Origin of the sequence: Acinetobacter sp. BD54, assembly GCF_044778325.1 — a bacterium.
In the GTDB taxonomy this organism is placed as follows: Bacteria; Pseudomonadota; Gammaproteobacteria; order Pseudomonadales; family Moraxellaceae; genus Acinetobacter; species Acinetobacter baumannii.
Genome location: NZ_JANJEP010000008.1, coordinates 23,340 through 36,539 on the forward strand (window position 1 = coordinate 23,340; position 13,200 = coordinate 36,539).

The 13,200-nt window shown below is 39.8% G+C and carries 11 protein-coding genes and 1 tRNA gene; all 12 read left to right on the forward strand.

What is annotated here, in order from left to right:
• Positions 1 to 168 precede the first annotated feature (168 nt).
• The 12 genes from NQ782_RS13635 (at position 169) to rfbC (ending at position 13,174) form a co-directional block, all read left to right on the forward strand.
• Positions 169 to 255, forward strand: a tRNA-Leu gene (locus NQ782_RS13635).
• Between the two features lie 533 nt (positions 256 to 788).
• Complete coding sequence (locus tag NQ782_RS13640; protein ID WP_000194110.1) at positions 789 to 2,057, forward strand: sensor histidine kinase KdpD; 1,269 nt, start codon at positions 789 to 791, stop codon at positions 2,055 to 2,057.
• A 68-nt stretch (positions 2,058 to 2,125) separates the two neighbouring features.
• Positions 2,126 to 4,876 carry a bifunctional [glutamate--ammonia ligase]-adenylyl-L-tyrosine phosphorylase/[glutamate--ammonia-ligase] adenylyltransferase gene (glnE, locus tag NQ782_RS13645; protein ID WP_023060606.1) on the forward strand — a complete coding sequence of 917 codons (2,751 nt, stop codon included), beginning with the start codon at positions 2,126 to 2,128 and terminating at the stop codon, positions 4,874 to 4,876.
• A gap of 24 nt (positions 4,877 to 4,900) precedes the next feature.
• Complete coding sequence (locus NQ782_RS13650) at positions 4,901 to 5,827, forward strand: branched-chain amino acid transaminase (protein WP_001046506.1); 927 nt, start codon at positions 4,901 to 4,903, stop codon at positions 5,825 to 5,827.
• 67 nt (positions 5,828 to 5,894) lie between these two features.
• On the forward strand, positions 5,895 to 6,782 hold the full coding sequence (locus tag NQ782_RS13655) for a mitochondrial fission ELM1 family protein (RefSeq protein ID WP_000548418.1): 888 nt from the start codon (positions 5,895 to 5,897) through the stop codon (positions 6,780 to 6,782).
• A 13-nt stretch (positions 6,783 to 6,795) separates the two neighbouring features.
• Entirely contained in the window at positions 6,796 to 7,605 is an 810-nt protein-coding gene (locus NQ782_RS13660) for a polysaccharide deacetylase family protein (RefSeq protein ID WP_000499405.1), read from the forward strand.
• A gap of 2 nt (positions 7,606 to 7,607) precedes the next feature.
• Positions 7,608 to 8,591 (forward strand): glycosyltransferase, encoded by a 984-nt coding sequence (locus tag NQ782_RS13665; RefSeq protein WP_000705219.1) that lies wholly within the window; start codon positions 7,608 to 7,610, stop codon positions 8,589 to 8,591.
• Positions 8,592 to 8,603: 12 nt separating this feature from the next.
• On the forward strand, positions 8,604 to 9,647 hold the full coding sequence (locus NQ782_RS13670) for an ELM1/GtrOC1 family putative glycosyltransferase (RefSeq protein WP_000193718.1): 1,044 nt from the start codon (positions 8,604 to 8,606) through the stop codon (positions 9,645 to 9,647).
• A gap of 135 nt (positions 9,648 to 9,782) precedes the next feature.
• Complete coding sequence (rfbB, locus tag NQ782_RS13675) at positions 9,783 to 10,850, forward strand: dTDP-glucose 4,6-dehydratase (RefSeq protein WP_000670932.1); 1,068 nt, start codon at positions 9,783 to 9,785, stop codon at positions 10,848 to 10,850.
• Positions 10,851 to 10,852: 2 nt separating this feature from the next.
• The gene (gene rfbD, locus NQ782_RS13680; RefSeq protein WP_000698332.1) at positions 10,853 to 11,746 is read left to right on the forward strand and encodes a dTDP-4-dehydrorhamnose reductase; all 894 of its coding nucleotides are present in this window, start codon (positions 10,853 to 10,855) and stop codon (positions 11,744 to 11,746) included.
• On the forward strand, positions 11,743 to 12,633 hold the full coding sequence (gene rfbA, locus NQ782_RS13685) for a glucose-1-phosphate thymidylyltransferase RfbA (protein WP_000054001.1): 891 nt from the start codon (positions 11,743 to 11,745) through the stop codon (positions 12,631 to 12,633). The genes rfbD and rfbA overlap by 4 nt, the downstream gene beginning before the upstream one ends.
• A complete protein-coding gene (gene rfbC / locus NQ782_RS13690) occupies positions 12,623 to 13,174 on the forward strand; it encodes a dTDP-4-dehydrorhamnose 3,5-epimerase (RefSeq protein ID WP_001195721.1) in 552 nt (183 codons plus the stop codon). The genes rfbA and rfbC overlap by 11 nt, the downstream gene beginning before the upstream one ends.
• Positions 13,175 to 13,200 lie beyond the last annotated feature (26 nt).

Consider the following 13,200-nt stretch of genomic DNA (forward strand, 5'->3'; position numbering starts at 1 on the left):
ACCGCAAAAATTGCGCCTAGTATAAACTTTTTCGCTTTTTTATGGCTGTGCTTCTGGCCTAAATCATGAAAAATTTTTAAATGATCTAAAAGTGAACGATAATATTCACTTAGGGTTTGACAAGTTTTGCAAACGCGCTAATATACGCAACACAAACATACTTCCTCTCCCGAGGTGGTGAAATTGGTAGACGCGGCGGACTCAAAATCCGCTGTCAGAGATGACGTGTCGGTTCGAGTCCGACCCTCGGGACCAGATTCAGAATCGTAAGATTCTACGAAAACCCCTAAGCTAACGGCTTAGGGGTTTTTTGTTGGATATAGAATAGTTCATAGACTTTAAGAAATTATGAACTACTTACTTTGGCTCCAAGGGTCGGGATCAAATCATTTATAAATTTAGAGCTATTAAAAGTCTTTTAATTTTTCAATTTAAGAAAACTTTATTTAAATATTAAATGCATTTGATAAAAGCAAAATTTGAGTCGAAGTTAAGGTTTCATATTTATAAGATGATTTAAGTTAATTTTTATCTCTTTTCTAGCTAATTTTGACTTCCTATTTCTTATTACTTACAACTCTTTCTTCCAAAAAAATTGTTGTATTTTTCTAAACTATACCCACTTTATGTATCTGAAAACCTTTAATTGAAACTTCACATTTCTATTTCGAAAAGAAAGTTGCTCTTTTAATGTACTGTGTTAAAGTTTGTAGTAGATCATAATGATTATAAGTACATTCTTCAAAAGAGCGGTTCCGACCAACAATGACAAAATCTGTGAGGCGGGCATGACACAGCGATTAGAACTACATCAGGTAGAGCAGTTAACAGCTTGTAAAATATCACTATTACTTGGATTAAATGCCGAGCAGAATTATATTGAGCAATTTTTCCGGTTTAGTCTTCGCCTGTTGAAGTGTCAAAAAGCTTTGCTTACTTTTAATCAGGAACCTTATTTTTGGCATCATTGCCCGGATGGCATGACTGCAATTTCTTTTAAACCTTCAAGACACCTAAAACAATGTTTTGCTAAACAACAGGTGATTCATCACAATCATCCTTCTTATCAAAATTTAATCAACTATTTAAAAGAGCTAAATATTGAATGTGGGCGTGCCTTAGCTGTCCATTTGGTGCAGCCTGACCAGACATCTATGGGATTTGCAGTTTTCTTCGATGACGATGAAAATTGTTTTGAAGATGATCAAATTCAGTTGCTTCTCGATTACTGTTCTAGCTTTATGCAACAAGTCGAGTTGAAGTTTAATTATGAAGAATTAAATGAACTCTATGAGCAGCAAGTCGCACTGAACTCGAGTAAAACAAAGTTCTTTTCTATTATTTCGCATGACTTGCGGGCGCCGTTTCATGGCTTGTTAGGTTTCTCCGAAGTGTTAGCTAAAGAACGTGAAACACTGGATGAGTCGAGTATTCAAAACATTGCCGATTATTTATACGACACTTCTCAATCGACCTATAACTTACTTGAAAGTTTGCTGACATGGGCAATGGCCGAAGGTGGTCGCTTTGTTTATCACCCAATTAATTTTAAGCTTAGACAAGTGAGCAATATTGTTTGTGATGTGCTGCATACATTGGCTTTAAAGAAAAATATTGAATTGGTAAATGCGGTTTCCGAAGATTTAAAAATCTATGCCGATATTAATATGATGACTTCCGTGATCCAAAACTTGGTGTCAAATGCATTGAAATTTACCGATGTTGACGGCTCTGGAAAAGTGTTCATTGAAGCGAAGCAGGTGGGTACAAATGTCGAAATCACTGTACGTGATACAGGGCTTGGCATGACTGAACAGCAAATGGCAAATTTATTTCATCCGCGTATTACAGCAAGCTTTAAAGGCACCGCTGGGGAAAAAGGTGCGGGTTTAGGTTTGAGCTTATGTAAGCGTTTTGTCGAGATTAATCAGGGGAAAATTAGTGTAACCTCCCAAAAAGGAGTGGGAACGTCATTTAAAGTTTTATTACCTTCTGCTCAAGAAGTCCCTGAACATCATGTAGAACAACAAAATACATCTGAAGCAAAATTGGTTTAATCCCTTTTCCTACTACTACTTGAACTGCTATAACTAAAAAGAGAGTCTGAGGAAAAGAGCTTTTTTATATGAATGCGGAGCAGTTACAAAAAACATTACGTGCCAGCCAATATGCTGAACAAGTTTTAGGGTTACATCAGGCTGTTTTAGAACAAGATTATCAAATAGATCAATTTGCTGCACCGCTCTCAACAGAACAAATTTACCGACTTGTAGACACCACGCTTGATGGAATTGGCGATGAAATAACTTGGATGCGTGCGCTTCGTATACTGCGCAGTCGTTTAATGTTTCGCTGGATCTGGCAAGATGCCAATCAACTGACGGATGTCGTTACACTTACTCGTGAACTTTCAGACTTTGCCGATGCAAGTATTTGTGCCGCAAAGGCTTTTGCTCGTGTTGCATTGGTTGCTAAACATGGCGAACCATTAAGTTATTCAGGCAAAGTTCAAGATTTGATTGTGGTTGCCATGGGTAAGCTTGGGGCACAGGAATTAAATCTATCAAGTGATATCGACCTGATTTTTGCCTTTGATGAGCAAGGCGAAACCAACGGTCGTAAATGTATTGATGTACAGCAGTTCTGTATTTTGTGGGGACAAAAACTTATTTATTTACTTGAACATATCACCGCAGATGGTTTTGTGTTTCGAGTAGACATGCGTTTACGGCCTTGGGGAGATGGCTCAGCATTAGCGATTAGTCATGCAGCTTTAGAAAAATATTTAAGTCAGCATGGCCGTGAATGGGAACGTTACGCATGGATTAAGGCACGCGTTGTCACGGGGGGTAAAGAAGGGCAAGACTTATTAGAAATGACACGTCCTTTTGTATTCCGCCGTTATGTCGATTACACCGCTTTTGCTGCCATGCGCGATATGAAAGCGATGATTGAGCGCGAAGTATTACGTCGGCATATTGAAGATGACATTAAACTCGGGGCAGGCGGTATACGCGAAATTGAGTTTATTGTTCAGGTGTTCCAGCTTATTTACGGCGGTTCTAAACGTGAGCTACAAGATCGTCAATGTTTGGTCAGTCTTGAGCATATTGGTGAGGCAGGCTTGTTAGAAAAACAGGCCGTACTAGAGCTTGAAGATGCTTACCTATTCTTACGCCGTGTTGAACATGCAATTCAAGCCTTGAATGATCAACAAACGCAACTATTACCAGAAGAAGCAGATTTACGACAACGCATTATAGATACCTTGGGTTTTACGAGTTGGAATGAATTTATTGATGTTCTTAACGAGAAACGCCAAAAAGTAAAAGTTCAGTTTAAGCAGCTCATTGAAGACACAAGTTCCAATGCAGCTACCGAGAACTTTGGACAGTTAGAGCAGCAGCTAGATGAAGTGTTAGATGATAATGCAAAAAATTTAATTCATGAGTTCTGGCATGGTCATGCACTTAAAAAACTTCCTTCCAATGCCGTGCAGCGTTTAAAAACGTTTTGGCCCCATTTAATTGAAGCCATTTTACAGTCTGAACAACCACAAACTGCATTATTACGTTTAATGCCACTGATTGAATCAGTCATGCGTCGAACCGTCTATTTGGTAATGCTGATTGAAAGTAAAGGGGCATTACAACGCTTAGTAAAAATGGCGACAGTGAGCCCGTGGATTTGTGAAGAGTTAACGCAATATCCGGTATTGCTGGATGAGTTCTTGTCGATGGACTTTGAATTACCAAAACGTAAGGACTTGGAAGACTCATTACGTCAGCAATTACTTCGTATCGAAATTGATCAGGTCGAAGATCAAATGCGGGTACTTCGCCTGTTTAAAAAGAGTAATGTGTTAACGGTCGCTGCAAGTGATGTGTTAGCTGAAAGCCCTCTTATGAAGGTCTCTGATGCTTTGACAGATATTGCAGAAGTCAGTGTCAATGCGACCCTTAATTTAGCTTATCAGACCGTAGCAAAACGTCATGGTTACCCAAAAGATGTCGAGGGAAAACGTTGTTCACTCGATTATAAAGCCTTTGCCGTTATTGGTTATGGCAAGGTGGGTGGCATTGAACTGGGCTATGGTTCGGACTTAGATCTGGTCTTTATTCACTATCTAGATGAACAAGCCGACACGGATGGTACTAAGTCAATAACAGGTTTTGAGTTTGCCATGCGTGTCGCTCAAAAGTTTATGTCTTTAATGACCACTCAAACGCTTGATGGCCGCGTTTATGAAATTGATACACGTTTAAGACCTTCAGGTGAGGCTGGTTTATTGGTGACAAGCCTGAAAGCCTATGAGCATTATCAGTTGAAAAGTGCATGGCTTTGGGAGCATCAGGCATTAGTTCGTGCACGTTCTATTGCAGGTGATGAAGCGCTTTGCCAAAAATTTGAAATATTTCGCCGCGAGATATTGACTCAATCTAGAGATGAGGCTTATGTTCGTGAGGAAGTGCTGAAAATGCGTCAGAAAATGAAAGACCACTTAGGTTCATCTTCTGAACAAAAAAAACATGGTATTTTTCATTTAAAACAGGACGCAGGTGGTATCGTAGATATCGAATTTATGGCACAGTATGCTGTACTTGCATGGAGCGGGACGAAACCCGATCTCGCCCATTATTCTGATAATGTAAGAATATTAGAAGATGCTGCTAAAGCAGACTGCTTATCCAGTGAAGATGCCACAGCATTAATTCGAGCCTATCTTAGTGAACGTGCCGAAAGCCACCGCTTAGCCCTTGCGAATCAATCCATGCAAGTAAGCGCAGCGGACTGGCGTAGTACCCGTGCGGTCGTTTGCAATTTATGGCAAAGATTAATAGACCCAACCGCCTCGGTTGAGTTGGATAGTGAATGATTTTATAACAATTTGGAGTGTTCCATGAATTTGGCTGATCGTGATGGTTTTATTTGGCAAGATGGACAATTAATTGATTGGCGTGATGCAAAGATTCACGTTTTAACCCATACTTTACACTACAGTATGGGCGTATTTGAGGGTGTTCGTGCTTATGAAACTCCTAAAGGTACTGCAATTTTCCGTCTTCAAGACCACACAAAACGTTTGTTAAATTCAGCAAAAATTTATCAAATGAAAGTGCCGTATGATCAAGCAGCGCTTGAACAAGCACAAATCGATGTTGTTCGTGAAAATAAATTAGCTTCTTGCTATTTACGTCCACTGATCTGGATCGGTTCAGAGAAACTTGGTATTGCAGCAACAAATAACACCATTCATGCCGCTGTTGCAGCATGGGCATGGGGTGCATATCTTGGTGATGAAGCAATGGCGAAAGGTATTCGCGTTAAAACTTCATCATTTACTCACCACCATCCAAACGTGACCATGTGTAAAGCAAAAGCATCTGGTAACTACACGTTGTCAATTCTTGCTCACCAAGAAGTTGCACATTCTGGTTACGATGAAGCAATGCTTATGGATCCACAAGGTTATGTGTGCCAAGGTTCTGGTGAAAACGTATTCTTGATTAAAGATGGCGTTTTACACACTCCAGATATTGCGGGTGGTGCACTTGACGGTATTACACGCCAAACCGTGATGACGATTGCTAAAGATCTTGGTTATGAAGTTGTTGAGCGTCGTATTACGCGTGACGAATTCTATATTGCCGATGAAGCATTCTTCACAGGTACTGCTGCTGAAGTAACACCAATTCGTGAATACGATGACCGTCAAATCGGTGCGGGTTGCCGTGGCCCAATTACCACTGAAATCCAAAAGACTTTCTTTGATGCAGTTCAAGGTAAAAATCCAAAATATGAACACTGGTTAACTTACGTAAAATAAGTTAATCCGTTAACATGAAAAGGCGAACGTTGGTTTCGCCTTTTTATTTTTGGGTTAGGGAGCTTTTATGCATATTGTCTATGTCTCTGATGGTAAAGCAGGGCATCGCTCACAAGCTTTAGGCTTGTTTCAGGCGATGCAAAGACAGCAGGCAAATGCAACTTTTGAAGAAGTCTCTATTAATGACTTGCCTATTCTTTCTCTAATCAAAACGCTTTTTTCTTCAAAAAAATCTCTATTTCAACAGGCACCCGATTTTATATTTGGTGTTGGAAGTCATACACATTTTCGTGTCTGGTTGCTCGGTAAAATTTTCAAAAAGGCTAAGACCATTATTTTAATGAAGCCAAATTTACCGACGGTTTGGTTTAATTATGCTGTGATTCCAGAGCACGACGGTATTCCTGCGAATAATCGAGTGGTTGTTACGCGTGGGGCATTAAATCCCATTCGTAATGAAAAACGCCATCAAGCTTCTAGAATTTTAATTGCATTAGGTGGTTCGTCAAAACGGCATCAATGGAACCAAGAAAAAGTATTATTAAGCGTGCAAAAGATTGTTGAGAATAATCCGGATGCTGAAATCATTCTAACGACTTCACGTCGAACCCCAGCAGAGTTTATTGATATTTTAAGACAACAAAGTTTTGCCCAGCATTTACAAATATTTCCGGTTGAGCAAACACCTCAAGGCTGGATTTTTGAAGAGATGCAAAAAGCAGAAGCTGTATGGGTAACAGAAGATAGCGTTTCTATGGTTTTTGAAGCACTTACTGCGGGTTGTCGCGTAGGGGTCATAGCAATCGATCGGTTGAAAGACGATAGAATTACGCACTCGATTGATCAAATGATAGAATCACAACTAATTTCACAGAATACTTGTGTCGTACAGTTGCCACAACCTTATGCTTTTAAAGAAGCAGACCGTGTGGCAACATATCTTTTAGCGAAATAATGAGTTTGGCATTGTGTTTTATATCCTGATTTTACTGGTCTTGCTTATTGTGTTATTTAGCTATAAGTATGCGTGGTGGAAGCCAGCAGTGGATTGGAATCGACCACGTGTATTGATGTATCACATGGTACGAGACCATATTAATGGTGCCAAATTTAATAAGCTTCGGGTCAAGCCCGCTGAGTTTGAAAAGCAAGTTGCCTGGATGAAAGCGCAAGGCTTCCATTTTGTAACGATGCACGAATTGCAAGAGAACTGGGGAAAGCACCCAGCCAAAACAGTTGCCATTACCTTTGATGATGGTTATTTAGACAACTTACAAAATGCTTATCCCATTTTAGAAAAATATCAGGCCAAGGCAACCATATATGTGGTGGTTGATCGTCATGATCGTGATTGGTCAACCTATAAAAAAGAACATCATAATAGTGGTGAACTCATGCGTGAGGCTAAGTTGAATGATGCTCAAGTCAAGCAACTGGCAGATAGCGAACTGATTGAAATTGGTTCACATACGTTAACGCATGCTAATTTAAACAAACTGGATGATACGGATTGTTTAAAAGAACTATCAGATTCAAAGCAGTGGCTTGAACAACTGATAGAAAAACCAGTAACCAGTTTTGCTTATCCATTTGGTATTTACTCAGACCGAGATGTTAAACTGGCAAAACAGTCAGGGTATAGCAATGCAGTGACCACAATGGAAGGCATTGATGATGAACAGCCGGACTTTATGCAACTACAACGTATTAAGATCAGCGGAAAAGATTCATTATTCGCCGTCAAGCTTCGTTTAAAACTTGGTACGCGTGAGGGCTAATCATGAAAATTACGCTTGTGATGGCAAGTGATGAGGAAGGTGGCTTAGAAAAGCATGTACTTGAGCTGGCTGCTGGTTTATCACAAGCACATGAAGTTTCTTTAATTGCACATCAGAAATATCAAAGTCAGGTGGAAAGTTCGGTAAACTTTGTTGCTTTTGATATGAGTGGCAGTCGTTATAACCCGTGGACGAAGTATCTGCTAAAAAAAACAATATTGGGGACAGAACCACAAGTGCTACATGCTCATGCTTCTAAAACGGCCAAACTGTTGCAAGGCATGATTGCAGGTTTTGATTTCCCTTGTGTGGTGACTATCCATGGTGCAAAGAAAAAGATTGATTCTTACTTAGCATTTGATCATATCATTTGTGTGAGTAAGCGACTCGCGCAGATTGTGGGGCAGCCGGAAAAACTCAGTGTGGTCTATAATGGTATTTCTTTGAATATGCCTGCTCAATCATTTGTAAAAAATAGAAAATTTATTGCCATTGGACGTTTAAATGAAGTGAAAGGTTTCGATCTTTTACTGGCTGCTTGGCGGAACATTTCACACCAATTAACTATTGTTGGTGATGGTGAAGAACGAGAAAAGTTAGAGCAATTGATTCAAGAGTACCAATTAGCTGATCGGGTTCACTTGTATGGGTATAGCGACAATATTCACCCATTGATTACAGACCATGAGGCTTTGATTGTGTCTTCCTTGCGTGAAGGGGGGCCGTATACACTTGCTGAAAGTTTATTGCTTCAACGTCCTGTGTTAGGAACTGATGTCGGAATGATGGCTGAGTTTATTCCTGTTGAGTTTCTATGTGAACCAAATAATATTGAAGCATTGCAACAAGTGATTCAAAACTATTTGGATGTGGTAGCCCCTGAAGCAAGTTTTAAACAGGCTTATGCCTTGGCACAAGAACAATTGACTTTTACAAAAATGATCGATAATACGGTCAAAGTCTATCAATCATTGCTTTCAGCATAGGATGATGGATTGATGACACAACAAAAACCTTTCATCCTAGCGTTGACCGATGGTAAAGCAGGCCATGAAACTCAAACACAAGGAATAGTTCAGCTACTGAATCAACAACAAGATTATCAGGTGGAATGGGTTCAATTAAATCTACCTAAAAAATGGTTGTATCGTGTTCTCAAGTTATTGATCAAGTTTTCAATAAATACAGAGTGGTTACGTTATTTTCTTGACTCCCAAACCCTAAGTGCATTAGAGCAGAAACAGGTTGCTTATATTGTATCGGCAGGGGGAAACACTCTACTTGCCAATCTACTGCTCAAACAACATTTGCTCAAAGATCAGCCTGTAAAAAATCTGGTCGCAAGTTCATTACGGGGGATTCGTGCTGACTTGTTTGATGTGGTATTTACCATTCATGAGCAACAAGCCGTATTGCCTCATTATTTTTATTATCCAATTGCACCGAATAAAATGAGTGCTTTACCTCTAACACGTGAGCGGGCGCGGGAACATTTGGGTATTCAAAATGCTGAGCAAACGATTGCAATTTTGATTGGTGCTGACACTAAAACAGTAAAAATTGGTGAAGCGGCACAATGGGCAACTGTTTTACAGCAGGTTCGAAAGCAATATCCTACAGCGAGATTGCTACTGACAACATCACGAAGAACACCGATTACTTTTGAAAAAGAATTACAGCAGCTTGCTGAGCAGTACGGCATTTTTCAGCCTCATGACCAGTTAACATGGGTAGCACAAGGCCAAAACTGTGATATCAAAGATTATATTAAAGCAGCTGACTGGATTCTAACGAGTCCGGACTCGACTTCGATGGTGGCAGAAGTGGTCATGTCAGGAAGTAAGTTGCTGGTACTTTATGATGAGCAGTCCATGCAGGATGAACAGATTAAGCACCAATTAAAGTTTTTAGCACAGCAACATTGGCTATATTTATTAACTGTTTCAGATTCTTATCAAATCTCTCAGGTTGTTCAAGAGTTAGAGATGCAAGATCATACCAGCGAAATAACTCGGAAGTTAAATCGGGTTTTGGACAAATAAGTTTAGCTAAGTATTTATATTTTATTTTTTGTAATAATGGTCAAACTGCGTAGGGCTTTCTGAGGTTAACGCTAAATTAAATAGGAAATAGGTGATAAAATCCGTGACTAAGAAAATGGAGTTACATGATTTATTATGAAGTTCTTGGTTACTGGTGGTGCAGGTTTTATTGGTTCGGCGGTGGTTCGTCATATTGTTCAAAATACTGAACATGAAGTATTAAATGTCGATAAGCTCACTTATGCGGGAAATCTAGAGTCTTTAAGCTCTGTTGCCGATCACCCACGTTATCAGTTTTCTCAGACCGATATTTGTGACCGTACAGCTTTAGATGAATTATTTAAAAGTTTTCAACCTGATGTAGTGATGCATCTTGCTGCTGAATCGCACGTAGATCGTTCAATTTCAGGACCTTATGCTTTTATTGAGACCAACATTATTGGTACATACCAAATGTTGGAAGCAAGCCGTACTTATTGGTTAACCCTTGATGGTTCAAAAAAGGAAACATTCCGCTTCCATCATATTTCAACCGATGAAGTCTATGGTGATTTAGAAGGTACAACCGACCTATTTACCGAAACAACATCGTATTCACCAAGTTCACCATATTCTGCAAGCAAAGCCAGCTCAGACCATTTAGTCCGTGCATGGAACCGTACTTATGGTTTACCGGTGTTGGTGACCAACTGTTCAAATAACTATGGGCCATTTCATTTCCCGGAAAAATTGATTCCGCTTATGATTTTAAATGCTTTGCAAGCCAAGCCACTCCCTGTATATGGCAATGGTCAGCAAATTCGTGACTGGTTATTTGTAGAAGACCATGCACGAGCACTCTTTACTGTTGCAACGCAAGGTGTGGTTGGGGAAACTTATAATATTGGCGGTCACAATGAAAAAGCCAATATCGAAGTTGTTCATGCGATTTGCACATTACTTGAAGAATTGGCACCGAATAAGCCGGAAGGTGTAGCACAGTACAAAGATTTAATTACCTATGTCAAAGATCGCCCAGGTCACGATGTGCGCTATGCAATTGATGCGACAAAAATTAAAAATGACTTAGGCTGGGTTCCGCAAGAATCGTTTGAGACGGGCCTGCGTAAAACCGTTGAATGGTATTTAAGTAATACTGAATGGGTTGCACACGTTCAAAGTGGCGAATATCAGTCTTGGTTAAACAAGCAATATCAAGGATAACTATGAAGATCTTATTGCTTGGAAAAAATGGACAAGTTGGGTGGGAGCTACAGCGAGCGCTTGCTCCTTTGGGCGAGGTAGTTGCATTAGACCGTCATGGTTTAAATGGTCTATCTGGCGATATGACTCAACCATCGGCAATTTTTGACACGATTGTGGCGCTAAAACCCGATGTAGTCGTTAATGCTTCTGCTTATACAGCTGTTGATTTGGCTGAAACTGAGCAGGATTCGGCTGATCTTGTGAATCATCAAACTGTAAAAGCTATAGCCGATGCATGTTTGCAAATTAAAGCTTTATTTGTGCATTACTCTACCGATTATGTTTTTGACGGGGCAGGTGAAACAGCTTTTGTTGAAACAGATGCAATTGCACCATTAAATGTCTATGGTAAAACCAAGGCATTAGGCGAACAGGCAATTGTTGAGAGTGGCTGTCAGCATCTAATTTTCAGAACATCATGGGTCTATGCAAGTAAAGGAAAAAACTTCTTGAAAACGATGTTGAACTTGGCTCAGCAACGTGAAGAGTTGTCGATTATTGATGATCAGATTGGTGCTCCAACTTCTGCTGAGCTAATTGCTGATATTACCGCACATGCTATTCCTCAAGTCGTAGCCGATGTGAGTAAAGCTGGTGTCTATCATTTGGTGGCGAGTGGTGAAACATCATGGTTTGGCTACGCAAGTTATGTATTTGAGCAAGCACGGTCATTAGGACAGGCGCTGATTGTACAAAAGGTTAATCCAATTCCAACAAAGGCTTACCCAACACCAGCAACCAGACCACACAATTCAAGATTGAACAACCAAAAAATACAGCATGTTTTTAAACTCTGTCTACCTAACTGGCAAGATGGTGTAAAGCGAACCATAGTGGAGCTATTAAATAAATGAGTCTCAAACGTAAAGGTATTATTTTAGCGGGTGGTTCAGGTACACGCTTACATCCAATTACCAAAGGTGTATCGAAACAGCTTTTGCCAATTTACGATAAACCAATGGTTTACTATCCATTGTCTGTATTGATGCTTGCCGGTATTCGTGAAGTCTTATTGATTTCGACACCAGAAGATTTACCCCAATATGAAAAACTGCTCGGTGATGGTTCTCAATTTGGTATTGAACTTACTTATAAAGTACAACCTTCTCCAGATGGTTTGGCACAGGCATTTTTAATTGGTGAAGAGTTTATTGGTCAAGATAATGTTTGTTTGATCTTGGGTGACAATATTTACTATGGTCAAAGTTTTGGCAAACAATTAGAAGCTGCGAGTAATCGAGAGCATGGTGCAACAGTATTTGGTTACCATGTGACAGACCCAGAGCGTTTTGGTGTTGTCGAGTTTGACCCAACTGGAAAAGTTCTCAGCATTGAAGAAAAACCATTAAAGCCAAAATCACCTTATGCCGTGACGGGTTTGTACTTCTATGACAATCGTGTTGTAGAGTTTGCTAAACAAGTGAAGCCATCTGCACGTGGCGAACTTGAAATTACTGATATCAATAATGCATATCTGAAAGATGGTTCATTGAATGTGGAGCTTTTAGGGCGAGGGTTTGCATGGTTGGATACGGGCACGCATGAATCGCTTTTAGAAGCAGGTCACTTTATCTATACTGTAGAAAAGCGTCAGTCATTAAAAGTCGCATGTTTAGAGGAAATTGGTTTCAATCAAGGTTGGATTAGCAAAGAGAAACTTTTAGAAAGTGCTGAAGCTTTGAAAAAAACAGAATATGGTCAATATTTGAAAAAAATCTGGGAAGAGTCAAATGCAGGTTGAAACGACTAAAATAGAAGGGCTTTTGATTCTACATCCAAATGTATTTGGTGATGATCGCGGCTGGTTTATGGAAAGCTTTAATCAGCAACGTTTTGCACAAGCACTTGAACAATTAAACTTGCCTGTTCCAACTTTTGTACAAGATAACCATTCATTGTCTCAAAAGAGTGTGTTACGTGGGTTGCATTATCAAAATGCACCTTATGCGCAAGGAAAACTGGTACGTGTTGTACAAGGTCGTGTTTGGGATGTTGCGGTAGATATTCGACCTGACTCAAAAACTTATGGTGAATGGGTTGGTGTTGAACTGAGTGCAGAAAATAAAACCATGTTTTGGATACCGGAAGGTTTTGCTCATGGCTTTATCGCACTTGAAGACAATACCCAGTTTTTGTACAAAACCACCAATTACTACAATAAAGAAAGTGAAGGCGCTATTATTTGGAATGATCCAACACTAGCGATTAACTGGCCTCTTGATGAGGTTGGTGAGGTGTTGGTGAGTGATAAAGATCAGATTGCAGATGCATTTAAAGCATAAAAAAAGAGGAGTTTATCTCCTCTTTT

Bases quoted from the DNA above. Each gene is read 5' to 3' on its own strand.
- NQ782_RS13640 (WP_000194110.1), top strand. From the start codon at position 789: ATGACACAGCGATTAGAACTACATCAGGTAGAGCAGTTAACAGCTTGT.
- rfbB (WP_000670932.1), top strand. From the start codon at position 9,783: ATGAAGTTCTTGGTTACTGGTGGTGCAGGTTTTATTGGTTCGGCGGTG.
- NQ782_RS13655 (WP_000548418.1), top strand. From the start codon at position 5,895: ATGCATATTGTCTATGTCTCTGATGGTAAAGCAGGGCATCGCTCACAA.
- NQ782_RS13650 (WP_001046506.1), top strand. From the start codon at position 4,901: ATGAATTTGGCTGATCGTGATGGTTTTATTTGGCAAGATGGACAATTA.
- rfbD (WP_000698332.1), top strand. From the start codon at position 10,853: ATGAAGATCTTATTGCTTGGAAAAAATGGACAAGTTGGGTGGGAGCTA.
- glnE (WP_023060606.1), top strand. From the start codon at position 2,126: ATGAATGCGGAGCAGTTACAAAAAACATTACGTGCCAGCCAATATGCT.
- rfbC (WP_001195721.1), top strand. From the start codon at position 12,623: ATGCAGGTTGAAACGACTAAAATAGAAGGGCTTTTGATTCTACATCCA.
- NQ782_RS13670 (WP_000193718.1), top strand. From the start codon at position 8,604: ATGACACAACAAAAACCTTTCATCCTAGCGTTGACCGATGGTAAAGCA.
- rfbA (WP_000054001.1), top strand. From the start codon at position 11,743: ATGAGTCTCAAACGTAAAGGTATTATTTTAGCGGGTGGTTCAGGTACA.
- NQ782_RS13665 (WP_000705219.1), top strand. From the start codon at position 7,608: ATGAAAATTACGCTTGTGATGGCAAGTGATGAGGAAGGTGGCTTAGAA.